This window comes from Nocardioides sp. SRI_004 (assembly GCF_057586415.1).
In genome coordinates this window covers 55,721-78,509 of record NZ_JBYCZV010000017.1, presented here as the reverse complement: position 1 = coordinate 78,509, position 22,789 = coordinate 55,721, and the positions used below count along the sequence as shown (strand labels likewise).

The 22,789-nt window shown below is 72.6% G+C and carries 20 protein-coding genes; 12 read left to right on the top strand and 8 right to left on the bottom strand.

The genetic code is table 11. The annotated features are described in order from the left end of the window. Window positions 1-48 precede the first annotated feature (48 nt). The 3 genes from AC2YHB_RS20810 (at window position 49) to AC2YHB_RS20800 (ending at window position 3,004) form a co-directional block, all read left to right on the top strand. Window positions 49-525: a cell division protein FtsQ gene (locus AC2YHB_RS20810; protein WP_487354546.1), complete on the top strand. Its 477-nt coding sequence runs from the start codon at window positions 49-51 to the stop codon at window positions 523-525. Between the two features lie 78 nt (window positions 526-603). Beyond that, a complete protein-coding gene (locus tag AC2YHB_RS20805) occupies window positions 604-1,344 on the top strand; it encodes a YcnI family copper-binding membrane protein (RefSeq protein WP_179647701.1) in 741 nt (246 codons plus the stop codon). Window positions 1,345-1,351: 7 nt separating this feature from the next. Next, complete coding sequence (locus AC2YHB_RS20800) at window positions 1,352-3,004, top strand: copper resistance protein CopC (protein WP_179647700.1); 1,653 nt, start codon at window positions 1,352-1,354, stop codon at window positions 3,002-3,004. Between the two features lie 30 nt (window positions 3,005-3,034). Here the strand turns inward: AC2YHB_RS20800 and AC2YHB_RS20795 are convergent, their stop codons facing one another. The 3 genes from AC2YHB_RS20795 to AC2YHB_RS20785 are packed head-to-tail and all read right to left on the bottom strand — an operon-like array spanning window position 3,035 to window position 5,948. Continuing rightward, window positions 3,035-3,895, bottom strand: a complete 861-nt coding sequence (locus tag AC2YHB_RS20795; protein ID WP_179647699.1) for an SCO4651 family lipoprotein — start codon at window positions 3,893-3,895, stop codon at window positions 3,035-3,037. A 59-nt stretch (window positions 3,896-3,954) separates the two neighbouring features. Beyond that, a complete protein-coding gene (locus AC2YHB_RS20790) occupies window positions 3,955-4,830 on the bottom strand; it encodes a hypothetical protein (RefSeq protein WP_179647698.1) in 876 nt (291 codons plus the stop codon). After that, the gene (locus tag AC2YHB_RS20785) at window positions 4,827-5,948 is read right to left on the bottom strand and encodes a calcium:cation antiporter (protein ID WP_179647697.1); all 1,122 of its coding nucleotides are present in this window, start codon (window positions 5,946-5,948) and stop codon (window positions 4,827-4,829) included. Before AC2YHB_RS20785 ends, AC2YHB_RS20790 begins: the two co-directional genes overlap by 4 nt. An 82-nt stretch (window positions 5,949-6,030) precedes the next feature. Between AC2YHB_RS20785 and AC2YHB_RS20780 the strand changes: the two genes are divergently transcribed. Together AC2YHB_RS20780 and AC2YHB_RS20775 are read left to right on the top strand one after the other, a co-directional pair. Next, entirely contained in the window at window positions 6,031-7,971 is a 1,941-nt protein-coding gene (locus tag AC2YHB_RS20780; protein ID WP_036541367.1) for a TIGR03960 family B12-binding radical SAM protein, read from the top strand. 43 nt (window positions 7,972-8,014) lie between these two features. After that, window positions 8,015-8,569: a sugar O-acetyltransferase gene (locus AC2YHB_RS20775; protein ID WP_179647696.1), complete on the top strand. Its 555-nt coding sequence runs from the start codon at window positions 8,015-8,017 to the stop codon at window positions 8,567-8,569. Window positions 8,570-8,621: 52 nt separating this feature from the next. Here AC2YHB_RS20775 and AC2YHB_RS20770 read toward each other — a convergent pair whose 3' ends face one another. The 4 genes from AC2YHB_RS20770 to AC2YHB_RS20755 form a co-directional block, all read right to left on the bottom strand. Beyond that, on the bottom strand, window positions 8,622-9,959 hold the full coding sequence (locus AC2YHB_RS20770) for an HNH endonuclease signature motif containing protein (RefSeq protein ID WP_179647695.1): 1,338 nt from the start codon (window positions 9,957-9,959) through the stop codon (window positions 8,622-8,624). Between the two features lie 563 nt (window positions 9,960-10,522). Continuing rightward, window positions 10,523-10,768 carry a hypothetical protein gene (locus AC2YHB_RS20765; protein WP_179647694.1) on the bottom strand — a complete coding sequence of 82 codons (246 nt, stop codon included), beginning with the start codon at window positions 10,766-10,768 and terminating at the stop codon, window positions 10,523-10,525. Window positions 10,769-11,182: 414 nt separating this feature from the next. Then, the gene (locus AC2YHB_RS20760) at window positions 11,183-12,277 is read right to left on the bottom strand and encodes a septum formation family protein (protein WP_179647693.1); all 1,095 of its coding nucleotides are present in this window, start codon (window positions 12,275-12,277) and stop codon (window positions 11,183-11,185) included. Between the two features lie 4 nt (window positions 12,278-12,281). After that, window positions 12,282-13,013 (bottom strand): DUF4190 domain-containing protein, encoded by a 732-nt coding sequence (locus AC2YHB_RS20755; protein WP_036541376.1) that lies wholly within the window; start codon window positions 13,011-13,013, stop codon window positions 12,282-12,284. Window positions 13,014-13,044: 31 nt separating this feature from the next. On the opposite strand from AC2YHB_RS20755, the gene AC2YHB_RS20750 reads away from it, so the two are divergent. The 7 genes from AC2YHB_RS20750 to proB all read left to right on the top strand — a co-directional run bounded on the left by AC2YHB_RS20750 (window position 13,045) and on the right by proB (window position 21,997). Next, complete coding sequence (locus AC2YHB_RS20750) at window positions 13,045-14,235, top strand: winged helix DNA-binding domain-containing protein (RefSeq protein ID WP_179647692.1); 1,191 nt, start codon at window positions 13,045-13,047, stop codon at window positions 14,233-14,235. Window positions 14,236-14,251: 16 nt separating this feature from the next. Further along, window positions 14,252-14,971 carry a TIGR03936 family radical SAM-associated protein gene (locus AC2YHB_RS20745; protein WP_179647691.1) on the top strand — a complete coding sequence of 240 codons (720 nt, stop codon included), beginning with the start codon at window positions 14,252-14,254 and terminating at the stop codon, window positions 14,969-14,971. Window positions 14,972-15,263: 292 nt separating this feature from the next. Continuing rightward, on the top strand, window positions 15,264-18,467 hold the full coding sequence (locus tag AC2YHB_RS20740) for an Rne/Rng family ribonuclease (protein WP_179647690.1): 3,204 nt from the start codon (window positions 15,264-15,266) through the stop codon (window positions 18,465-18,467). A gap of 175 nt (window positions 18,468-18,642) precedes the next feature. Then, window positions 18,643-18,945, top strand: coding sequence for a 50S ribosomal protein L21 (gene rplU, locus AC2YHB_RS20735; protein ID WP_028656911.1), 303 nt, complete (start codon window positions 18,643-18,645; stop codon window positions 18,943-18,945). 40 nt (window positions 18,946-18,985) lie between these two features. Continuing rightward, window positions 18,986-19,240, top strand: a complete 255-nt coding sequence (gene rpmA, locus AC2YHB_RS20730; protein WP_036541384.1) for a 50S ribosomal protein L27 — start codon at window positions 18,986-18,988, stop codon at window positions 19,238-19,240. Between the two features lie 89 nt (window positions 19,241-19,329). Further along, entirely contained in the window at window positions 19,330-20,889 is a 1,560-nt protein-coding gene (gene obgE, locus AC2YHB_RS20725; RefSeq protein WP_179647689.1) for a GTPase ObgE, read from the top strand. Beyond that, window positions 20,882-21,997 carry a glutamate 5-kinase gene (gene proB / locus AC2YHB_RS20720; protein ID WP_179647688.1) on the top strand — a complete coding sequence of 372 codons (1,116 nt, stop codon included), beginning with the start codon at window positions 20,882-20,884 and terminating at the stop codon, window positions 21,995-21,997. The genes obgE and proB overlap by 8 nt, the downstream gene beginning before the upstream one ends. A 6-nt stretch (window positions 21,998-22,003) precedes the next feature. Here proB and AC2YHB_RS20715 read toward each other — a convergent pair whose 3' ends face one another. Further along, window positions 22,004-22,756 (bottom strand): IclR family transcriptional regulator, encoded by a 753-nt coding sequence (locus tag AC2YHB_RS20715; RefSeq protein ID WP_036541388.1) that lies wholly within the window; start codon window positions 22,754-22,756, stop codon window positions 22,004-22,006. Between the last annotated feature and the right edge of the window lie 33 nt (window positions 22,757-22,789).

Below are 22,789 nucleotides of genomic sequence, written 5' to 3'. Positions count from 1 at the left end.
CCATGCCGTCGCGTGGCGTTGCCGGCGACCCTCGGGAGCCTCGAGAGCGTGGCGGCCCTCGCGCTGGCGCACGTCGCCGCCGGGGGAGAGGTGCCCCAGCCGCTGTGGCTGGCCGCCTTCGGCGCCCTCGTGTACGCCGCCAGCCTGCCCGTGCTCCGCCGCCGGGCCGGCATCGGTCTCGTCCTGCCGGCGCTCGTCGTCGCGCAGGTGCTCGGCCACGCCTGGTTGGTCGCACTGGCCCCGGCGGCGCACGCCGGCCACGGCCACGACGGCGGGCTGCTGCTGGGGCTGACCCCGTCGATGCTCGCCGCGCACGCCGTGGCCGCCGCGGTCACGGGCGTCATGTGGGCGGTGCGCCGGCGCGTGGTCGAGGTGCTCGTGCACTGGTCCGACCCCGGGCTGCTGCCGGTGCCGGCCGCGCCGCGCGGCCGGGTGCTCCCGGTCGTCGTACGGGCGTCGGGCCGGCTGCTCGAGGCCGTCGCGCCGACGCGGGGTCCGCCGGCGGGCCTGCCGGCGACGGCCTGAGCCCCGGATCTCCTGTCCGGTGCCGGGCTGGTCGCTGCTGCCTGCCCGCACCACCGACCTCAGACAGAGAGACACACCATGAACAACCGACGCTTCAGCCTGCCCACCCCCGTCCGCATCGCCGGTGCCGGCGCCACCGCCCTGGGCATCGTCGCCCTCAGCGCCGGCGCCGCGAGCGCGCACGTCACCGTCACGCCGAGCACGACCGCGGCCGGGTCCTACACCGTGCTGACCTTCAGCGTGGGCCACGGCTGCGAGGGCTCGCCGACCACGAAGATCGCCATCCAGATGCCCGAGGCGATCCCCTCGGTGACCCCGACGCTCAACCAGGGCTGGGCCGTCCGCAAGGTCTCCGAGAAGCTCGCGAAGCCGATCGAGGACGCCCACGGCAACAAGCTCACCGAGCGGGTCAGCCAGGTCGTCTACACGGCGCGCACGCCGCTGGCCGACGGCTTCCGCGACACCTTCGAGCTCTCCGTGCAGGTGCCCGACGCCGAGGGCGACACGGTCACCTTCCCGGTCATCCAGACCTGCCAGAAGGGTCAGACGTCGTGGATCGAGACGCCGGCCGAGGGCCAGGACGAGGAGGAGCTCGAGAGCCCGGCACCGGCCTTCACCATCACCGCCGCGTCCGGCGAGGGCCACCACGGTGGTGCGACCGACGACGACGCGGGGGAGTCGGACGAGCACGAGGCTGCGGACGCCGACGGTGACGACGACGGCGACGGCGACGGCCTGGCTGTCGGCGGTCTCGTCGCCGGGATCGGCGGGCTCGCGCTGGGCGGCCTCGCCCTCGCCCGCTCCGGCAAGAAGGCCTGACGCACCGATGCTGAAGCGTGTGCCGGCGTGGTTCGCCGCGTTGCTCGTCGCCGCGACCGCGGTGCTCGGGCTGGCGGCGCCTGCGTCGGCGCACGCCACGCTCGTCTCCTCGACCCCGGCCGAGGGCGAGGTGCTGCCGAGCGCGCCGGGCGAGGTCGTGTTCACCTTCGACGAGCCGGTGCAGCTGGTGCCGAACGGCCTGCTCGCGTTCGACGCGGCCGGTGAGAAGGTCGCGATCGACGCCTCGGCCAGCGGCAAGGAGGTCACCGGCGACCTGCCCGACGAGCTCGACGACGGCACCTATGTCGTCACCTGGCGCGTGGTGTCCGAGGACGGCCACCCGATCGCGGGCTCGCTCACCTTCCACGTCGGCGCGCCGAGCCCCAGGGTCGAGGCGCCGAAGCTCGGCCCGACCGACCCGGGCGCCGTACCCACCATCCAGGCGGTCGTCCAGGGCATCAACTACGTCGCCCTCCTGCTGGCGGGCGGGCTCGCGGTCTTCCTGGGGTGGACGACCCGCGACGTCCGGCTCACCGATGCCGTACGACGCCGCCTGGTCCGGACGCTGCGGGGCGCCGCCCTCGTGGCGGTCCTGGCGGCCGCGGCCGCCGTCCCCCTCGCCGGCGCCTACCAGCTCGGTACGGGGGTCAGCGGCCTCCTCGACCTCGACGTGCTCGACCCGACGCTGGTGCAGGACGACCTGCGGGTGCTCGCCCTGCAGCTGGCCTGCCTGGCGGTGACCTCGTGGGCGGTCGGTCTCCAGCGGTCCTCGCTGCTGGTCGACCTCAACACCGCGCTCGCGGTCTGGTCGCCGGCGCTCGTCGGGCACACCCGCGCCTACGAGCCGACGACCCTCCTCGTCGTCACCGATGCCCTGCACCTCACCGCGGGCGCCATCTGGCTCGGCGGCCTGGTGGGTCTCGCGCTGACGCTGCCCTCCGTCGCCGGGCGTCCGGCCGACGGTGCTCGCCTGCTGAGCCGCTTCTCGACCCTGGCCGGCGGCCTGGTCGCGGCGCTCGCGGCGGCCGGCGTGCTGCTCGGCTGGCGCATCGTCGGGTCGTGGTCGGACCTGTTCGGCGAGACCTGGGGCCGGCTGCTGCTCGTGAAGGTCGGCATCGTGCTGGTCGTCCTCGGCATCGCCGCCTGGAACCGGTTCCGGCTGGTCCCGCGGGTCACCGAGGGCGTCGGCCACGACGGTCGTCGTACCGCGGCGGGGCTGGTGCGCCGCGCCCTCGTGGCCGAGGCCGTGGGCCTGGTCGCCGTCCTCGCCGTGACCGGGTTCCTCACCCAGAAGCCGCCCGGTGGCGAGGGCGACGCACCGCCCGCCACGGCCGACACGGGGACCGTGACCGGCACGGCCGGCGACGACCTCAAGGTGCTCGCCGTCCTGGACTCCGGGAGTGGCCTGCAGCGACGCCTGATCGTCCAGGTCCAGGACCTGGAGACCAGCGACCCCGTCGACCTGTACGACGCCCCGGCGGTCGCGCTGCGCAACGGCGACGTCGACCTCGGCGAGGTGCCGGTGGTGCCCGTGGGCGCCGGCACCTACCAGGCGGACGTGGTCTTCCCCGTGGGCGGGACCTGGCAGCTGCAGGTCAGCATCCGTGCGGAGGAGTTCAGCAGCCCCGTGACGACAGTGGACCTCCCGGTCACCCAGTGACCGGGAGGTCCGTCTTCGGGGGAGCCGGGCTCAGCCGAGGCCGGTCTCCGAGAGCGGCACGGTGTCGCTGTCCTTCGGCACGCTCACCTCGACGTCGGCGCCGTAGTCGTAGTAGGTCTGGCTGGTCGAGGTGGTGACGCCCTGGACCGACAGGCTCACCTCGTACTTCACCGGGCGGTTGTCGCCGTCGATCCAGATGTCGAACGGGATGGTCTTCGGGAGCGTGGTCGCCGCGTCGGCCGGCAGCCCCAGGACCTTGGCGTAGCTCTTCGTGTTCATCACGGCCTTGTAGTGGTCGGCGTCCACGCCGTCGACCTCCTCGGCGCCGACCAGCTCGAGCGAGTCGAGGTCGCCCATCGCGCGCAGCGCGGTCTCGGGGTCGGAGACGGCGGCGAGGGCCGCGAACGGGTTGTCCTTGTTGGCGGGGTCCTTGGAGTCGATCTTCAGCCACTTGCCGGCCGGCACGCCGAGGCCCTCGGACTTGAGGTAGACGACGCCCGACGCGCTGACGGTCTCCAGCTGCTGGGGGCTGCCGGCCGTGGTCTTGCCGTGCGACAGGGCCTCGTCGCCCTCGTACTTCGCCTCGGTCTCGATGGTCATCGAGGTCCCGGCGGTGGTCGTGGTCGCCCGCCCCTTGAACGAGCCGGCGGCCTGCTGGGCCTCGAGCACCTCGTCGAAGAAGTTGGCGGTCGTGAGCTCGCCGCCGGACGCGCCCTCGCTCTCCGACGCCCCTCCGGACGAGCTGTCGGAGGACCCGGTCGACGCCGACGTGGGGGCGTCGCTGGACTTCCCACCGTCGGCGTCGCCGGACGAGTCGTCGTTGCAGCCGGCCAGCAGCAGGGAGGTGGCCAGCAGCGCGGCGATCGACGCGGGCACGGTCTTGAGGGTCATGCGGTTCTCCTCGGGGTTCTCGGATGGTGCGCGCAGACGACTACCCGCCACGCGCGGGATCACGCCTCGGGGTCGACGGTGGCGGTCACCGCGACCTGGTGGAGCAGCCCGTCGACGCGGACCTGCACGAACATGCGGTAGCTGCCCGGCTCGGTGAAGGTCGTGTGGAAGGTGAGGATCGTGCCGTCGTCGGTCACCTCGGGGGCACCGAGCGGGTGCACGTGCACGAAGCCGCCGGTGCCGATGGCGAAGCCGGTGAGGTGCGCCGTCGCGCCCAGGTAGCTGCCGAGCTGCAGCGGCTCGCCGTGCGGGGTGGCCACGGAGATGCGCAGCCGACCGTTGGAGCCGACCTCCCCGTGGCCGTCCAGCCCGATCCGGACGACCCCGTCGTCGCTCGTCGCGGCCGCGTCACCGGTGGGCACGACGGCCGGCCGCCACTTCCCGGGCACCCGCTGCGAGGTGCCCAGCACGACCGGGCGGTCGGCACCCTGCGGGATGAACTCGGTGACGACCCGCCACCACCCGCCGCCGCCCAGGTCGACCCGGCCGCGCCAGGTGCCGTCCTCGCCCAGCTCGGGGTGCACGTGGCGGAACTCGCCGAGGTCGTCGCGGACCACGTAGAGGTGCAGCAGCTTGGTCTGCTCCGGGGTGTAGTCGGTGAGCGCCTTCCCGGCCTCGTCGACGATCCGGAAGGAGACCTCGCCGGTCCGGTCGGCGCCGGGCAGGCGGACGTCCTCGATCGTGTAGCCGGCGACGCTCGCCCGGGTGCCGTCGCCGCGCGGGCTGAGCCCGGACGTCGACCCGTCCGTGACGGGGGTGACCACCAGCCGGTCGGGGTCGCCGCCACCGTCGTCGCCCGAGCAGCCGGCGAGTCCGGTGGCGAGGGCGAGGCAGGCCAGCGCGGCCGTCGTACGACGGAGGGTGCGGGTGCTCACGGCGCCACCGTCAGGAGCAGGAAGGCCGCCAGCAGCACGAGGTGCACGATGCCGTTGAGCGGCTTCGACCGGCCCGGTACGACGGTCAGCACGCCGACGACGGCCGAGAGCACCAGCAGCACGAGCTGCAGCGGCTCGAGGCCCAGCGCGAGGTCGCCGTCGAGCCAGATCGAGGCGACCGCGATCGCCGGGATCGTCAGGCCGATCGAGGCCATCGCCGACCCGTAGGCGAGGTTGAGGCTGGTCTGCACGCGGTCGAGGAGCGCGGCCCGCACCGCCGCGATGGTCTCGGGGAGGAGTACGAGCATCGCGATCACGACGCCGACGACGGCGTGGGGGAAGCCCAGCCACTCGACCGCGTCCTCGATCGAGTAGGACTCGACCTTGGCCAGCCCGACCACCGTGACCAGCGAGAGGCCCAGGAGCCCGAAGCTGGTCCAGGCCTCGCGGTCGGTCGGCGGGTCGGCGTGCCCGTCGCCGTCCCTGTCGTCGTCGGGGGTCCAGCCGCCGGGAATCGAGGTCGAGGCCCCGGGCAGGAAGAAGTCGCGGTGGCGAACCGTCTGGGTGAAGACGAACGAGCCGTAGAGCGCCAGCGAGGCCAGCGCCGCGAAGGTCAGCTGCGACCCGGTCAGCACCGGGCCCTCCTCGCTCGTCGTGAACGCCGGGACGACGAGGGTCAACCCGGCGAGGGTGATGACCGTGGCGAGCGCCGACCCCGTGCCCTCGGGGTTGAAGACGGCGAGGTGGTGGCGCAGGGCGCCGACGACCAGCGCCAGCCCGACGATGCCGTTGACCGTGATCATCACGGCCGCGAAGACGGTGTCGCGCGCCAGCGTCGAGGTCTCGCCGTTGCCGGACACCATCAGCATCACGATCAGGCCGACCTCGATCACGGTGACCGCGACCGCCAGCAGCAGCGACCCGAACGGCTCGCCGACGCGGTGGGCGACGACCTCGGCGTGGTGCACGCCGGCGAGGACCGCCCCGATCAGGGCGATGCCGATCAGCGAGGCCGCGAGGGGGCCGGGATGCGTTCCCCAGCTCACGCCGAGGACGACGGCGGCGATGGGCGGGGTGAACACCGTCCACCCCAGTCGTCCCGAGGTGGAGGCGCTCATGGGCCACACCCTACGGGGCTGGACCAGCGGCCCGGGTCCGCGGATGCCGGTCGGACCCGCCTGCCCTCGTAGAATCGGGGGCATGTCCGTCGAGTCCGTCTTCCCCCGGCTGGAGCCGCACCTGCTGTCGGTGTCCAAGCCGATCCAGTACGTCGGCGGCGAGCTCAACATGGTCGCGAAGGACTGGGACGCCGCCGAGGTCCGCTGGGTGCTGATGTACCCCGACGCCTACGAGGTCGGCCTGCCCAACCAGGGCGTCCAGATCCTCTACGAGGTGCTCAACGAGCGCGAGTGGATCCTCGCCGAGCGCACCTACGCCGTGTGGCCCGACATGGAGAAGCTGCTGCGCGAGCAGCAGATCCCGCAGTTCACCGTCGACAGCCACCGCCCGGTCGGCGCGTTCGACCTGTTCGGCGTCAGCTTCTCCACCGAGCTCGGCTACACCAACCTGCTCAACGCCCTCGACCTGGCCGGCATCCCGCTGCACGCCGTCGACCGCGACGAGACCCACCCGGTCGTGATCGCCGGCGGCCACGCCGCCTTCAACCCCGAGCCGATCGCCGACTTCATCGACGCCGCCGTCCTCGGCGACGGCGAGGAGGTCGTCCTCAAGATCTCCGAGCTGGTGCGCGAGTGGAAGGGCGAGGGCTGCCCCGGTGGCCGTCAGGAGCTGCTGCGCCGGCTCGCCGTCTCGGGCGCGGTCTACGTGCCGCGGTTCTACGACGTCGAGTACGACGACAGCGGCGCGATCGCTGCCGTCGTACCCAACCACCCGGAGGCGCCCGACCGCGTCCGCAAGCACACGCTGATGGACCTCGACCAGTGGCCCTACCCGCGCAACCCGCTGGTGCCGCTCGCCGAGACCGTCCACGAGCGCTTCTCGGTCGAGATCTTCCGCGGCTGCACCCGCGGCTGCCGGTTCTGCCAGGCCGGCATGATCACCCGCCCGGTGCGGGAGCGCTCCATCGAGACCATCGGCCAGATGGTCGACAACGGCGTGCGGAAGACCGGCTTCGAGGAGGTCGGCCTGCTCTCGCTCAGCTCCGCCGACCACACCGAGATCGGTGACGTCGCGAAGGGCCTCGCCGACCGCTACGAGGGCTCCAACGTCTCGCTCTCCCTCCCGTCGACGAGGGTCGACGCCTTCAACATCACCCTCGCCAACGAGTTCTCCCGCAACGGTCGCCGCTCCGGCCTGACCTTCGCGCCCGAGGGCGGCAGCGAGCGGATGCGCAAGGTGATCAACAAGATGGTCACCGAGGACGACCTGATCCGCACCGTCGCGACGGCGTACTCCCACGGCTGGCGGCAGGTGAAGCTCTACTTCATGTGCGGCCTGCCGACCGAGACCGACGAGGATGTGCTGCAGATCGCCGAGCTCGCCAAGCGGGTCATCAAGACCGGCCGCGAGGTCTCCGGGCGCAACGACATCCGCTGCACGGTCTCCATCGGCGGCTTCGTCCCGAAGCCGCACACGCCCTTCCAGTGGGCCGCGCAGCTCGACGCCGAGACCACCGACGACCGTCTGCGCCAGCTGCGCGACGTCGTGCGCGCCGACAAGAAGTTCGGCCGTGCCATCGGCTTCCGCTACCACGACGGGCAGCCGGGCATCGTCGAAGGACTCCTGTCCCGCGGTGACCGCCGCGTCGGGCGCATCATCGAGGAGGTCTGGCGCGACGGCGGCCGCTTCGACGGCTGGAGCGAGCACTTCTCCTTCGAGCGCTGGGTCGCCTCCGCCGAGAAGGCCCTCGCCGGCACCGGCGTCGACCTCGACTGGTTCACGACCCGGGAGCGCGAGTACGACGAGGTCCTGCCCTGGGACCACCTCGACTCCGGCCTCGACAAGGACTGGCTGTGGGCCGACTGGGAGGACGCCCTCGCCGTCGGCGACGGGTCCTCCGACGTCGAGGTCGAGGACTGCCGCTGGACGCCCTGCTACGACTGCGGCGTGTGCCCGGAGATGGGCACCGAGATCCAGATCGGGCCCACCGGGCAGAAGCTGCTGCCCCTGTCGGTCGTCTGACCTCGTCGCTCGTCCCGCGCGGCCGGTGTGCCAGCATCGGGGCGTGCGCGACGAGCAACGCCTCCCGACCCGGACGCCCGAGTCGCGTGCGTTCGCGGAGCGGGTGCAGGTCGCGATGGCTCTGTGCGCGCGCCTCAACGCCCTGCCCTTCGACGACCTCGAAGGCAGGCGAGTGCTGCTCGGTGAGATCTTCGGTGGCACGGTTCCGGATTCGTTGTCGATCCTGCCGCCCTTCCACAGCGACTACGGGCTCGGCGCGACCTTCGGGGAGCGGGTGTTCATCAACCAGGGCTGCTACTTCCTCGACCTCGGCGGGATCACCCTCGGCGACCGGGTGATGATCGGGCCGGGCGTCACGCTCACCACCGCAGGGCACCCGGTCGAGCTGCGGGAGCGGTACGACTTCATCACCCACGCACCCATCACCGTCGAGGACGACGTCTGGATCGGCGCCGGAGCCACCGTCACTCCGGGCGTGACCATCGGACGAGGAAGCGTCGTCGGGGCCGGCACGGTGGTGGCCCGGGACGTCCCGCCCATGAGCGTCGTCACGGGGACGAGCGTGGTCGAGAGGAAGCGGACCGGGAGCGCAGGCTGACCCGGACATGCCGGTGACCCCGCCCGGGCGGGCGGGGTGCGGGGCTCGGTCTTCAGTAGCCGTCGAGGATCGTGGTGCCGGCGGGGCCGACGTGGAACATGTGGCCGTGGGGGCTGGTCCACAGGTAGTGGCCGGGCTGGATCACGAGGTAGCGCCATTGGCTGTGGGTCTTGGCGCGGTGGTGCCTGCGGCAGAGCGGGACGAGGTTGCAGGGACACGTCTTCCCGCCCTCGCCATGGGGTTGGGCGTGGTCGAGGTCGCAGCGGACTGCCTGGTGGGGGCAGTTGGGGAACCGGCAGGTGTGATCTCGCAGCGTCACGCGGTGTCGGTGGCGGTCGGGGATCTCGTACGAGTCCACGGGGATGCAGTCGGTGAGGTTGATGACCGGTCGCACGATGACGGTCGTGCCGGGGACCTGGAGCCATTCCTTCACCTGGGTGACGTGGACGGGTGACCTGGTCTCCTCACACCGCCCGACGTTGTTGCCGCTGGTGGTCGAGGAGGTCGCGCAGCGACCGTCACGAGACCCCTGTGCCTGTGCTGCCAGGGCGGTGTCGGTGATGTGGACGTTCAGCTCCACCCGCCGGCCGGGGGCTTGGGCGATGACCTCGCCGGTGGTCTCATCGGCGATCAACAGATCGAGGGCGAGGTCACGGCGGGCGATCGCACCCACGGCCTTGGAACGTCGGACGTCGAGGGAGTCGGTGTCGCCCAGCTGGCCGCGCAGTGCTGCTTCCCGGGAGATGGCTTGGTTGAAGTCGTGGCCGTCGGCCGCGTCGAGATAGGCGTCAAGGTGCACGCCGCCGTGTGCGTCGACCTCGTCCAGGTGGACGTCACAGTGGCGGCGGTCGTTCGCGGCTTGGCGTTCGGCCTCGGCGCGTTCGGGGTCGAACCGCAGGATCGCCTCGGTCACCAGACGTTCGAGCTGCGCCCAGCCGACGCCGCCGACGGCGGCGTTCAGGTGCCGGTCCACGAACTCCGCTGCCTCTGCCGGCAGCGACCTCGTCAGGTCAGCGATGCGTTGGGCTCGCCACGGCGTGACCCGGCCCTCGAGGACGGCGGCGTAGAGCAGGGGGAGGCGCCAGGCGCACTCGATGACCTGACCGACATACGACCGGCCACCATCCGGGGTCCGGCCGAGGACCGCGATGAGCTCCATCAGCTGGAACTCGCTGACGAGCGGGGCACCCGGGCCGGCGATCGGGACACCGGTGTCGAGGTAGCCCTCCGTCAACGTCGCGGCACCTTCGGCGGTGTCGACGATGTTGGCCTCAGCCCACGACGTGATGGCCTGCCACTCGCGGACGATGAGGGCGTCGCGGAGGTCGACACCGTCACGGATCTCGGACAGCAGCGACGCTGTCGAGACGGTGCTGTTGTCGAGGTCCATGACTGGATTCTTTCATCGACCTCCGACACAACGAAGCGACGGAAACCCGCCTGTGGACAGGGGAAAGTCCATCCCGGTCATGTGCAGAACAAGCGGCGCAACGAGTGATCACGAGGTCGCCGGACCGCACCCGACCGCGGGAACCCAGCCCCGCACCCACGCTTCTCGTCGCTGCGTTTGAAGACCCGACCACCTACCCAACCGAAGGCCACAGCGGGTGCACCGGAGCCAGAGGTTTCGAGGCTCGGCGCTGGCGCGCCTCGCACCTCAACCAGCGGAGGGGATACAGCGGGTGCGCCGGAGCCAGGGGTCTCGTGACGGTCGCTGCGCGACCTCCTCGACCACCGGGCGGACGGCACCCGACCGCCGAACCCAGCCCCGTACCCAGCCTCCTCGTCGCTGCGTTTGAAGACCCGATCACCCACTCAACCGAAGGCCACAGCGGGTGCGCCGGAGCCAGGGGTCTCGTGACGGTCGCTGCGCGACCTCCTCGACCACCGGCGACCTCCTCGACCACCGAGGTCCTCCCCGACCACCGGCGACCTCCCCGGACACCGGGACGATCAGGCCCCGGACGACCCGCCCGCCAGCGGACCGTCCAGCTGCTCGCCGTCGGCGCGCTCGACGTAGCAGACCACCCAGTTGCCGGACTCGATGTCCTCGCTGAAGGCGTCCGTCGCGAAGTCCACCAGGTATTCGCTGTCGGCGAGCACTGGCCCGTACCCGTCATCGGCCAGGTCGGTGCAGATCTCCCGGATGGAGTCGCCGGCGTCGTACCGCGACTCCAGCGCGTCGTCGGCGAGCTCCACCGCGACGACCTCCGCGTCGTGGGGCTCCGAGCAGGTCGCGTCCCAGAGGTCGTTGCTGTCGGTGCCGAGGAAACCGGTGTTGACGCACTGCCCGACCTCGGCGTCCTCCTCCAGGACTGTGTTGGAGATGGCGACGACGAAGGCGACGAAGACGCCGATCAGGGCCAGCGTCCCGATCGAGCCGAGGACGAGGCCGGTGACGGCAGCCCAGCGGCCGCGGCGGCGTCCGTCCTTGGTCCGGACGATGCCGGCGATGCCGAGGCCGACGCCGATCGGGCCGGCGCAGCAGGTGAGCGCGCAGACGAAGGCGGCGATCGAGACGCCGTCGGTACGGGCGGCGGGCTGGCCGGGCTCGTACCCGCCGTACCCGCCGTACGGGGCGCCCGGCTGGTCTCCGGGCGTCGGCCATTGGGCTCATCGTGCGATCCCCTCCAGGTCCCGGGTCAGCTTGCGGCCCCGCGGGTGCACCGCGAGGCAGGTGATGGCACGGTCGTCGTCCTTGCGCCAGGACTGGGCCGTGGGTGAGTAGTAGTCGAGCTCGAAGCGGGAGTCGTCGTACGCGATGTCGAGGAAGTCGCGGAACAGGTCGAGGCACTTGTCGCTGCGCGCGTCGAGGGCCTTCTCCCCGGGGTACCGACCCTTCGGGAGCACCACGTTGCCGACCACCTGGTAGTCGTGCCGGGCGTTGCACGGTACCCGCGTCACGGTGTTGACGAGGTCGTCCTCGTCCAGCTCGGGCTCGTCGAAGCAGTCACCGCGCCGCAGGTCCAGGCTGCTGATCGTCTCCCGGTCGCTGTCGGTCTCGTCGCGGCCGGGGTGGCCGCCTCCGCTGGGCTCGTGCCGCGGCAGCGGCTCGGTGAGCTGGTCGCCGTCGGCCGCCTCGGCGACGCACACGAAGTAGTCGCCGATCTCGGGAGCCTCCACGTCGTCGGACTCGACGATCGGGTCGATGCGGTGCGCGCCCCCGGCGACCAGGCCGTCGTACCCCGCGGACTTCGCCAGCGGGTGGCAGAAGCCGATGTCCTCGATGTACGACGTCCGCAGCTCGGCCGTGAAGCGGCCGGCGTACACGACCTCGGCGTCGTGCGGCTCGTCGCAGTCGGCGGGGCTGATGTCCAGCCAGTCGTCCTGCTCGTCGATGTCGACACAGTCGCCGGCGCGGGCGTCGTCGAAGAAGTAGGTGCTCGTCCCGAGCAGCACCAGGCCGGTCGCGCCGGCGGCGAGGCCGAGCGTGAGGAGCACGCCGAGCACCAACCCGGCGACGGCCATCCACCGACCGCCGCGCCGCCCGTCACGGGTCCGCACGATGCCGGCGATGCCCAGCCCGATCCCCACCGGGGCCGCGCAGCAGGTCAGCGAGCACACGAACGACGCGACCGCGATCCCGTCGAGGGCGGGTCCGCCCTGGATGAGGTACGGGTCCGTGCGGAACGAGTCGGCGAGCGGACGCTGGTAGGGGTCGAACGGGTCCGGCGGCGGGCCCCCGTCGCTGCCGAACGGATCGTTCATGCGGTCAGGGCAGCTTCTCGTCCAGGGAACCACCGTCGGCGAGCGTGATCACGCAGACGACCTTGTCGCCGGACGACGGCTTCCTCTCCTGGGTGAGCGCGATGACGTAGTACTTCGGGTCGAGCAGCAGGCCGGCCTCGCCGGAGTCGAGCATCGGCGTGCAGTGCTCCACGATCTGGGACTGGTCGCCGAAGTCGAAGTCGTCCGCCTCCTCGGAGGAGAGGGTCTTCGTGGCGATCACCTGCGCGTCGTGCTTGTCGCTGCAGTCGACGACGTGGATGCCGCTGACGCCCTCGTCGGCGCTCTTGTCGAGGCCGTTGCCGGTGAGGCACTGGCCGTCCTTGAGGTCGTTGATCCGCTCGCCGAGCACGCCGGTCGCCACCACGACGACACCGCCGATCGCCAGCAGCACCGAGAGGATGCCGAGCACGATGCCGGCGATCGCGAACCCGCGGCCCTTGCGCTGGCCGTTCTTCGTCCGGGACAGGCCGACGAAGCCGAGGATGAGGCCGATCAGGCCGGTGCAGCAGAGCAGGCTGAGCACGAAGGACGCGATCGACACGCCGTCGGTCTTGGGCGGCTGGCCGCCGAAGCCGCCGCCACCGCCGTAGCCCTGCGGACCCCCGCCGCCGTACGAACCGCCGCCGCCGTAGGGCTGGGGCGCGGGAGGCTGCTGGCCGTAGGGGTTCTGGCCGTACGGGTTGCTGCCCGAGGGGCTGCCGTAGGGATCGCTCACGCGGTCACCCTAATGGGCGAGGATGGGCGGCGTGGTGGAGTTGACCGACGACGACCGGCGCCGCCGGCTGGCGGTGCGCCACGGCCTCGCCCACCGGCTCGACACGGTCGAGGCGGCGACCCGGGCGATGACGGTGCTGCACGCGACCGAGGCGGCCACCGTGCACCTCGCGCTCTGGGCCCGCGTCGACGGTGTCACCGTCGCCGACGTCGACCGCGCCCTGTACGACGACCGCAGCGTCGTGAAGCAGCTGGCGATGCGCCGCACGCTGTTCGCGTTCCCGCGCGAGCTGCTGCCGGCGGCGTGGGGGAGTGCCGCCCGCCGCGTCGCGGGGCAGCAGCGCGCGCTGATGGTGAAGGACCTCGTGGCCGGCGGCGTCGCCGACACGGACGCCTGGCTGGCGAGGGCGGAGGCGGACGTGCTCGCCCTGCTCGCCGACGGCACCGCGCGGACGACCGCCGAGGTCCGGGAGCAGGTGTCCTCGCTCGCCGGCACCGTCCAGCGCGGCACCCCCGGCTCGAGGTGGGCCGCGGAGGTGCCCCTCGCCCCGCGGGTGATGAGCCTCCTCGGGGCCGAGGGGCGCATCGTCCGTGCCGCCAACGCCGGGCACTGGCGGTTGAACAAGCCGGCCTGGACCACGACGGAGGCCTGGCTCGGTGACGCCCCGTCCCCGCTGCCCGAGCCCGACGGCTACGCCGAGCTCGTCCGCCGCTGGCTGGCCACCTTCGGTCCCGGCACCGAGGCGGACATCGTCTGGTGGCTCGGCGCCACCAAGTCCGCGGTCCGCCGGGCGCTCGCCGACCTCGACGCGGTGCAGGTGGGGCTGGAGGGTGGCGGCGCCGGATGGGTGCTGCCCGACGACACCGCCCCGGTCACCGACGAGGAGGCGGACGTCCGGCCGTGGGCGGCCCTGCTCCCGACGTTGGACCCGACGGTGATGGGCTGGAAGGAGCGCTCCTTCTACCTCGACGCCGCCGACACGCCGTACCTCTTCGACAGCAACGGCAACGCCGGCAACACCGCCTGGTGGGACGGGCGGGTGGTGGGCTGCTGGGTGCAGGACGACGCCGCCCGGGTCCACCTCGTGCTGCGCGACGACGTCCCCGCGGCCGGGCGGAAGGCGCTGGAGGCGGAGGCGGAGCGGCTCACGTCCTGGCTGGACGGGGTCCGGATCACCAACGTCTACGCCTCGCCGCAGATGCGCGGCGCCCGGCTGCCCTGACCTACGATTCGCTCCCGTGAGTCGTCAGCAGCCCGAGCAGCAGGCACCCCCGGTCCAGAAGCTCCGGATCCGGTACGCCAAGCGCGGCCGCCTGCGGTTCACCAGCCACCGCGACGTCAGCCGGGCCATCGAGCGCGCCGTCGTCCGCGCGGCCATCCCGATGGCCTACTCGTCCGGCTTCCACCCGCACCCGCGGATCTCGTACGCCGGCGCGTCGCCGACCGGCGCCGCCAGCGAGGCCGAGTACGTCGAGCTGGGGCTCGCCGAGGTCCGTGAGCCCGCCGACGTGGCGGCCGCCCTCGACGCCGTGCTCCCCGACGGGCTCGACATCGTCGCGACCGTCGACGCGGCCACCTCGACCGCGGGCTCCCTGTCCGACCTGCTCACCGCGAGCCACTGGCTGGTCGACCTCGGCGACACGCCGACCGACGCGGTCGAGGCGGGCGTGGCGGCGTTCCTGGCGACCGACTCGGTGACCGTCGAGCGGATGACGAAGAAGGGGATGCGCTCCTTCGACTGCCGCGCCGCCGTCGTACGGCTGACCGTGACGCCGGAGGGCGGCCTGGACCTGCTCCTGGAGCACACCGTGCCGGCCGTCCGGCCCGACGACGTGCTCACCGGGCTGCGCGAGGCGGGCGGCCTCGAGGTGCCGCAGGCCGTGCTGCTCACCCGGGTCGCCCAGGGTGTCCTCGACCGGGACGCCGGGGCCATCGGCGACCCGCTGGCCGAGCGTTGATGCCGGTCGCCTGATCGGCGTGTGCGATACTCGCCACAGATCACTCCGCGAGCGTCCCACCGGACCGCGCGCGACGATCTGACGACGTTCTCGCCGCCCGGCACGATCGGACGGCACGGTGGAGCACGGACACCCGCCAGACGCGACGCACACGGCGACCGCGGCAGGTGAGGGTCCTGGCTCCAGTGACGCTCCGCGGAGGGTGTCGTCCCACGAAGGCTTACGGCAGCGTGCGTGGCGCGACTGCCGATGACACCCCGGCTGCGAGGCGGCCGGGTGGAGGAGTAGCGCAATGACGGACGCGCCCACCGAGACCCCGATCGAGGCCACCACGGCCGAGACCCCCGCCGAGACGCCTGCCCCGGCGCCCGCCGAGCCGCCTGCTGAGGCGCCGGCGGACCCGCCCGCGGAGGCGGTCGAGAAGCCCGCGAAGCCGGCCAAGAAGGCCGCCGCGAAGAAGGCGCCGGCCAAGAAGGCCGCTGCCAAGAAGACCACGGCGAAGAAGGCCGCCGCCAAGCCGGCCGCCGACGCGGGCGCCGAGGCCACGGCCGACGGCGACGACGCCAAGCCGGCGAAGAAGGCGCCCGCCAAGAAGGCGGCCGCGAAGAAGGCGCCGGCGAAGAAGGCCGCCGCCTCGAGGCCGGCCGCCGCGAAGACGGCGAGCAAGGCGAAGGCGAAGCCCGCCCCGGAGTCGGAGCAGCTGGTGCTGACGCCCGACGAGGACGAGCCGACCGACACCGCCGCCACCGACACCGCCGCCACTGACACCGCCGCCGACGGGACCACCTCGGCCGCCGTGCTCTTCCAGGCGCCGAAGGTGACCACCCGCAAGCGGTCGTCCGCGAAGCCGAAGCCGAAGCCCGAGGTGGAGGAGCCGGTCGAGGACGCCGAGGCCACCGGGGAGGACGCGGAGGAGACCGCCGAGACCCCGGTCGAGGCGCCCGCGGAGGCCACCGAGGAGCAGCCGGCGGAGGGCGACGAGTCCGCCGACGAGGACGACGAGGAGTCGGACGACGCCGAGGGCGCCGACGGCACCACCGGCCCGGCCCGTCGCCGACGTCGCCGTGGCGGCCGTCGCCGCCGCAAGCCGGCCGGTGCCGGCCAGGGTGCCGGTGAGGGCGACGACGCCGACGACACCGAGGGCGAGACGGACCAGCCCGAAGGCGCCGAGGGCGAGACCACCGAGGCCGAGGCCACCGAGTCGGGCGACTCCGGCGACGACGCCGAGGCGTCGGAGAACGGCGGGGGAGGCCAGGGCAGCAGCTCGTCGCGCCGCCGGCGCCGCCGCCGCCGCGCCGGTGAGGGTGGCGGGGACGACGGCGGGGACGACCCCGAGAACACCGTCACCCGCGTGCGCAAGCCGCGCTCGGCCGACGACGAGATCACGTCGATCTCCGGCTCCACCCGGCTCGAGGCCAAGAAGCAGCGCCGCCGCGAGGGCCGTGAGGCCGGACGCCGCCGGGCGCCGATCGTGAGCGAGGCCGAGTTCCTCGCCCGCCGGGAGTCGGTCGAGCGCGTGATGGCGATCCGCCAGCGCAAGGACCTCACCCAGATCGCCGTCCTCGAGGACAAGGTCCTCGTCGAGCACTACGTCGCCCGCGAGTCGCAGACCTCGCTGATCGGCAACGTCTACCTCGGCCGGGTCCAGAACGTGCTGCCCTCGATGGAGGCCGCCTTCATCGACATCGGCAAGGGCCGCAACGCCGTCCTGTACGCCGGCGAGGTCAACTGGGCCTCGCTCGGCCACAAGGAGGGCCAGCCGCGCAAGATCGAGTCGGTCCTGCAGTCCGGCCAGACCGTCCTGGTGCAGGTCACCAAGGACCCGATCGGCCACAAGGGTGCCCGGCTCACCAGCCAGGTCAGCCTCGCCGGCCGGTTCCTCGTCTACGTGCCCGACGGCACGACGTCCGGCATCTCCCGCAAGCTGCCCGACACCGAGCGCGCGCGCCTCAAGAACCTCCTCAAGGAGATCGTCCCCGACACTGCCGGCGTCATCGTCCGCACGGCCGCCGAGGGCGCCTCCGAGGACGAGCTGACCCGCGACGTCGAGCGGCTCAAGGCCCGGTGGGAGGACATCGAGTCCAAGGTCGCCAAGGGCAACGCCCCGCAGCTGCTTTACGGCGAGCCGGACCTGACCCTCAAGGTCGTCCGCGACCTGTTCACCGAGGACTTCGCCAAGCTCGTCGTCCAGGGCGACGACGCCTGGGCGACGGTCAAGGAGTACGTCGACCACGTCGCTCCCGACCTCGTCGAGCGCCTCGAGCAGCACCAGACCGGCGACGACGCGCCCGACCTGTTCGCGACGTACCGGATCGACGAGCAGATCGCCAAGGGCCTCGACCGCAAGGTCTGGCTGCCCTCCGGCGGCTCGCTGATCATCGACCGTACCGAGGCGATGACGGTCGTCGACGTCAACACCGGCAAGTTCACCGGCTCCGGGGGCAACCTCGAGGAGACGGTCACGAAGAACAACCTCGAGGCCGCCGAGGAGATCGTCCGCCAGCTCCGGCTGCGCGACATCGGCGGGATCATCGTCGTCGACTTCATCGACATGGTGCTCGAGTCGAACCGCGACCTCGTCCTGCGCCGCCTCGTCGAGTGCCTGGGCCGCGACCGCACCCGCCACCAGGTCGCCGAGGTCACCTCGCTCGGCCTGGTGCAGATGACGCGCAAGCGGATCGGCACCGGCCTGCTGGAGGCGTTCAGCGAGAACTGCAGCCACTGCCAGGGCCGCGGCATCGTCGTGCACGACCTCCCGGTCGAGCCGAAGCGCGGCGGCGGCAACCAGGGCGGCGGCGAGTCGTCCGAGGAGTCGCGTCGCCCGAGCCGGCGCCGCAAGGGACGTGGCCAGGGCGGCGAGAACGGCGCGGCCGAGGCCGCCCCGAAGCCGGTGCCCTCGCCGAAGGACGTCGCCGCGATGGCCAAGCACCACGACGAGGTGCCCGCCGACGACGAGGTGCCGGCCGACGAGGCCGCTCCGGTCGACGAGGCGGCCACCGTGGTCGAGGAGACCCCGGTCGAGGAGACCCCTGTCGAGGTCCCGGCCGCGGTCGAGGAGCCCGTGACTGAGGAGCCGGTGACTGAGGAGCCGGTGACTGAGGAGCCCGTGGCTGAGGAGCCCGTGGCAGAGCCCGTGGTCGAGGAGCCGCTGGCCGAGGAGCCCGTCGCGGCTGCCGAGGAGCAGGTGGTCGAGGTGGCCGCCCCGCTCGAGGAGCCCGAGGCCGTCGTACCGGCGCCCGAGGCGGCTGCCGAGCCCGAGCCCGAACCGGTCGCCACCACGACGGTGGTCACCCGCACGCGGACCCGGCGCAGCGCGGCGACCCGTCCCGCCGGCCCGCCGGCCGCGACCGAGGCAGCGCACGAGGCAGCGCCCGAGGCGGCGCCCGACGCACCGGAGGCAGCCGACCAGCCGGCCGACCAGGCGGCCGACCAGCCGGCCGAGGAGCCGCACGTCGAGCACGTCCCGATCAAGAAGAAGGGCGCCCGCAAGCGCTGAGCGGAGGGCGCCGGCTTGCTGATTATGCGGAAACCGGCGCCACCCGTACTATTGATCGTCGGTGCGCCGCCGAGGCGCGCCGTTTCTGCTGGCACCCGGCGTCCCGCCGGACAGCTGTGTGTGCTGCAGACCCGAGACCTTCGGACAGACGTTGATGATTAAGGAGACCGCGGTGGTGTACGCGATCGTGCGCGCAGGCGCGAAGCAGGAGAAGGTCGCTGTCGGCGACGTCATCGAGATCGACAAGGTCTCCACGCCGGTCGGCGACACCCTGACCCTGCCGGTCGTGCTCGCGGTGGACGGCGAGACCGTCACCAGCACCGGCCTGGACAAGGCGACGGTCACCGTCGAGGTCCTCGGCGCCACCAAGGGCCCGAAGATCATCATCCAGAAGTACAAGAACAAGACCGGCTACAAGAAGCGCCAGGGTCACCGCCAGAAGTACACCCAGGTCAAGGTCACCGACATCTCGCTCTGAGCCCCTCCAGGCTCGGCACCTCACTCCGAAGGACTGAAACATGGCACACAAGAAGGGCGCCGCGTCCACCAAGAACGGCCGCGACTCCAACGCCCAGCGCCTCGGCGTCAAGCGCTTCGGCGGCCAGCTCGTCAACGCCGGCGAGATCATCGTCCGCCAGCGTGGCACCCACTTCCACCCGGGCTCGGGCGTCGGTCGCGGTGGCGACGACACCCTGTTCGCGCTGGTCGCGGGCAACGTCGAGTTCGGCAAGAAGCGCGGCCGCAAGGTCGTCAACATCGTCCCGGAGGCGTGAGCTGACGCTCACCCATCTGGAAGCGAAGGGCGTCCCGCACGGGACGCCCTTCGTTCATTTTCCCCACCTTCTGCTGAAAGACTGATCCCATGGCTGTGCCCACCTTCGTCGACCGCGTGACCCTCTCCGTGTCAGCCGGTCGAGGCGGCAACGGCGTGGCATCGGTCCACCGCGAGAAGTTCAAGCCGCTCGGTGGCCCCGACGGCGGCAACGGCGGTCCCGGCGGCTCGGTGATCCTGCGGGTCGACCCCGATGTCACCACGCTGCTCGACTACCACCACAGCCCGCGCCGCAAGGCCGAGCACGGCGGCCACGGCGCCGGCGACCGCCGCAACGGGGCCCACGGGGCCGACCTGGTGCTCGCCGTACCCGCCGGCACGGTGGTCAAGGAGCGAAACGGCACGGTCATCGCCGACCTCGTCGCGCCCGGCACCGAGATCGTGATCGCCCAGGGCGGCCGCGGCGGCCTCGGCAACGCGTCGCTGGCCTCCAAGACCCGCAAGGCGCCCGGCTTCGCGCTGCTCGGCGAGCCGGGCGAGGAGCTCGACGTCGTCCTCGAGCTCAAGGTCGTCGCCGACATCGGGCTGGTCGGCTTCCCGAGCGCGGGCAAGTCCAGCCTGATCGCCGCGATCTCCCGGGCGCGGCCCAAGATCGCCGACTACCCGTTCACCACCCTGGTCCCCAACCTCGGCGTCGTCACCGCGGGCGACACCACCTTCACCGTCGCCGACGTGCCCGGCCTGATCGAGGGCGCGGCCGAGGGCCGCGGCCTGGGCCACGACTTCCTGCGCCACATCGAGCGCTGCGCCGCGCTGGTGCACGTCCTCGACACCGCGACCCTCGAGCCGGGCCGCAACCCCGTCGACGACCTCGACGTGATCGAGGACGAGCTGCGCCGGTACGGCGGCCTGGAGGACCGGCCGCGCCTGGTCGCCCTCAACAAGGTCGACGTCCCCGACGGTCGCGGCATCGCCGAGCTGGTCATCGAGGAGCTGCGCGAGCGCGGTCTGCGGGTCTTCGAGATCTCCGCGGTGTCCGGCGAGGGCACCCGCGAGCTGATCTACGCGATGGCCGAGATCGTCGCTGAGGCGCGGCGGGCGAAGGCCGCCGAGATCCCCGCGCGGATCGTCGTCCGGCCCAAGGCCTTCGACGACGACGGCTTCACGGTCAAGCGCACGGGCGCCGGGTGGCGGGTGGTGGGCACCAAGCCGGAGCGCTGGGTGCGGCAGACCGACTTCAGCAACGACGAGGCCGTCGGCTACCTCGCCGACCGGCTCAACCGCCTGGGCGTCGAGGCGAAGCTGCTCGAGCTGGGCGCGGTGGAGGGCGACGCCGTCCTCATCGGCTCCGTCGACGACGCCGTGGTGTTCGACTTCAAGCCGGGTATCGACGCGGGCGCCGAGAACCTCTCGCGCCGCGGCGAGGACGACCGCTTCCACGAGGCCCGTCCGGCCGCCGCGCGCCGCCGCGAGATCCAGGAGCAGATGGACGAGCGCGCCGAGAACGAGACCCGCGCCGACGTGGCCCGGCGACTCGACCGGCCCGACGAGTACGGCCCCACGTCGTACGAGATCGGCTCCGAGGACGACCCGGACGCCAGGCCGGTCTCGCTCGAGGACGACTGGCTGGAGGACGACCCCGGTGAGTGAGCGCGGGGCGGTGACGTCCGCCCGCCGGATCGTGGTCAAGGTCGGCTCCTCGTCCCTGACGACCGCCTCGGGCGGCATCGACCCGGAGCGGATCAGCGCGCTCGTCGACGTCCTCGCCGCCGCCCGCGAGCGCGGCGCGGAGGTGGTGCTGGTGTCGTCGGGCGCCATCGCCGCCGGCCTGGCGCCGCTGGGGCTGAAGAAGCGCCCCCGCGCCCTCGCGGCCCAGCAGGCGGCCGCCTCGGTCGGCCAGGGCCTGCTCGTGCACCGCTACACCGAGGAGCTGGCCCGCCACGGCCTCACCGCCGGCCAGGTGCTGCTCACGCTCGACGACGTCACGCGACGCTCGCACTACCGCAACGCCTCGCAGACCTTCACCCAGCTGCTCGAGCTCGGCGTGATCCCGATCGTCAACGAGAACGACACGGTGGCGACCACCGAGATCCGGTTCGGCGACAACGACCGGCTCGCCGCCCTCGTGGCGCACCTCGTCCACGCCGACCTGCTGGTGCTGCTCTCCGACGTCGACGGCCTGTACGACGGCCCGCCGTCGCGCCCCGGCACCCGACTCATCGCCGAGGTGCGCGGGCAGGCGGACCTCGCGGGCGTCACGGTCGGCTCCGTCGGCACCGCGGGGGTCGGCACGGGCGGCATGGTGACCAAGGTCGAGGCGGCCTCGATCGCCACGGGCTCCGGCATCCCGGTCGTCCTCACCTCGGCCGACAACGCCGCGGCCGCGATCTCCGGCGAGCCGGTCGGCACGCTCTTCCACGCCACCGGCAAGCGCCGGCCGACCCGGCTGCTGTGGCTGCGCCACGCGACCGAGGGCAAGGGCGCGCTGCTCCTCGACGCCGGTGCCGTCCGGGCGGTCGTGGAGCGCCGGGCCTCCCTCCTCGCGGCCGGCGTCACCGGCGTGCAGGGCGACTTTTCCGCCGGCGACCCGGTCGACATCCTCGACCCCGAGGGCCGCGTGGTCGGCCGCGGGCTGGTCAACTTCGACGCCTCCGAGATCCCGACGCTGCAAGGGCGGTCCTCGAAGGACCTCAAGCGCGAGCTCGGGGCCGGCTACGAGCGCGAGGTCATCCACCGCGACGACCTCGTCGTGCTCTGAGCCGGGTCAACCGGTCAGGCGTCGCGAGATCACGCTCGTGGTCTCCTGCACCTCGGCGACGAGCTTCTCCACCAGGTCCGGGGTCCGCTCGGCCTCGGGGAACGTGACGGCGACGGCTGCGACGGGATAGCCCGTCCCGTCCAGGACGGGCATCGCGATCGACGCCATGCCCTCGCTGACCTCGCCGTCCTCGGTGGACCAGCCGCGGGCGCGGACGTCGACCAGGAGCCGGCGGAGCGTGGAGAGCGAGGTCGGTGCGTCCGGGCCGTGGCCGACGAAGGCGTCTCGGTCGCCGTAGAGCGCCTTGACCTGGGCCGGCGGCAGTGCCGCGAGCATCGCCCGGCCGGATGCGGTCGTCATCGCTGGCAGGCGCACGCCGACGTCGGTGACGAGCAGCGGCCGACCCGGCGCGCGCTCCTCGATCACGTAGATCACGTCGCGACCGAGCAGGACGGAGAAGTGCGCGCTGTTGCCGCAGCGGTCGGCCAGCGTCGCGACGGGACGCCGCGCCAGTCGCTGCAGCGGCTCCTGTCGTGCGTAGCCGCTGCCGAGCTCGTGCGCCCCCAACCCCAGCCCGAACGCACGCTGGTCGGGGTAGCGCACGACGAAGCCGTAGTCGATCAGGGTGTTGAGCAGGTGGTACGTCGTCGAGCGGGGGAGGTCGAGGGAGCGGGAGATCGCCGTGGCCTGCACCGGCCGGGCCTGGCTCGACAGGTAGCGGAGGATGGCCAGCGTCTGCTCCGCGGCCGGCACTCCCATGGCTCCTCCCTTCCTCGCGCCCAGGGATCACCC

Bases quoted from the DNA above. Each gene is read 5' to 3' on its own strand.
- AC2YHB_RS20805 (WP_179647701.1), top strand. From the start codon at position 604: ATGAACAACCGACGCTTCAGCCTGCCCACCCCCGTCCGCATCGCCGGT.
- AC2YHB_RS20800 (WP_179647700.1), top strand. From the start codon at position 1,352: ATGCTGAAGCGTGTGCCGGCGTGGTTCGCCGCGTTGCTCGTCGCCGCG.
- AC2YHB_RS20795 (WP_179647699.1), bottom strand. From the start codon at position 3,895: ATGACCCTCAAGACCGTGCCCGCGTCGATCGCCGCGCTGCTGGCCACC.
- AC2YHB_RS20785 (WP_179647697.1), bottom strand. From the start codon at position 5,948: ATGAGCGCCTCCACCTCGGGACGACTGGGGTGGACGGTGTTCACCCCG.
- AC2YHB_RS20780 (WP_036541367.1), top strand. From the start codon at position 6,031: ATGTCCGTCGAGTCCGTCTTCCCCCGGCTGGAGCCGCACCTGCTGTCG.
- AC2YHB_RS20770 (WP_179647695.1), bottom strand. From the start codon at position 9,959: ATGGACCTCGACAACAGCACCGTCTCGACAGCGTCGCTGCTGTCCGAG.
- AC2YHB_RS20760 (WP_179647693.1), bottom strand. From the start codon at position 12,277: ATGAACGATCCGTTCGGCAGCGACGGGGGCCCGCCGCCGGACCCGTTC.
- AC2YHB_RS20740 (WP_179647690.1), top strand. From the start codon at position 15,264: ATGACGGACGCGCCCACCGAGACCCCGATCGAGGCCACCACGGCCGAG.
- rpmA (WP_036541384.1), top strand. From the start codon at position 18,986: ATGGCACACAAGAAGGGCGCCGCGTCCACCAAGAACGGCCGCGACTCC.
- obgE (WP_179647689.1), top strand. From the start codon at position 19,330: ATGGCTGTGCCCACCTTCGTCGACCGCGTGACCCTCTCCGTGTCAGCC.
- AC2YHB_RS20715 (WP_036541388.1), bottom strand. From the start codon at position 22,756: ATGGGAGTGCCGGCCGCGGAGCAGACGCTGGCCATCCTCCGCTACCTG.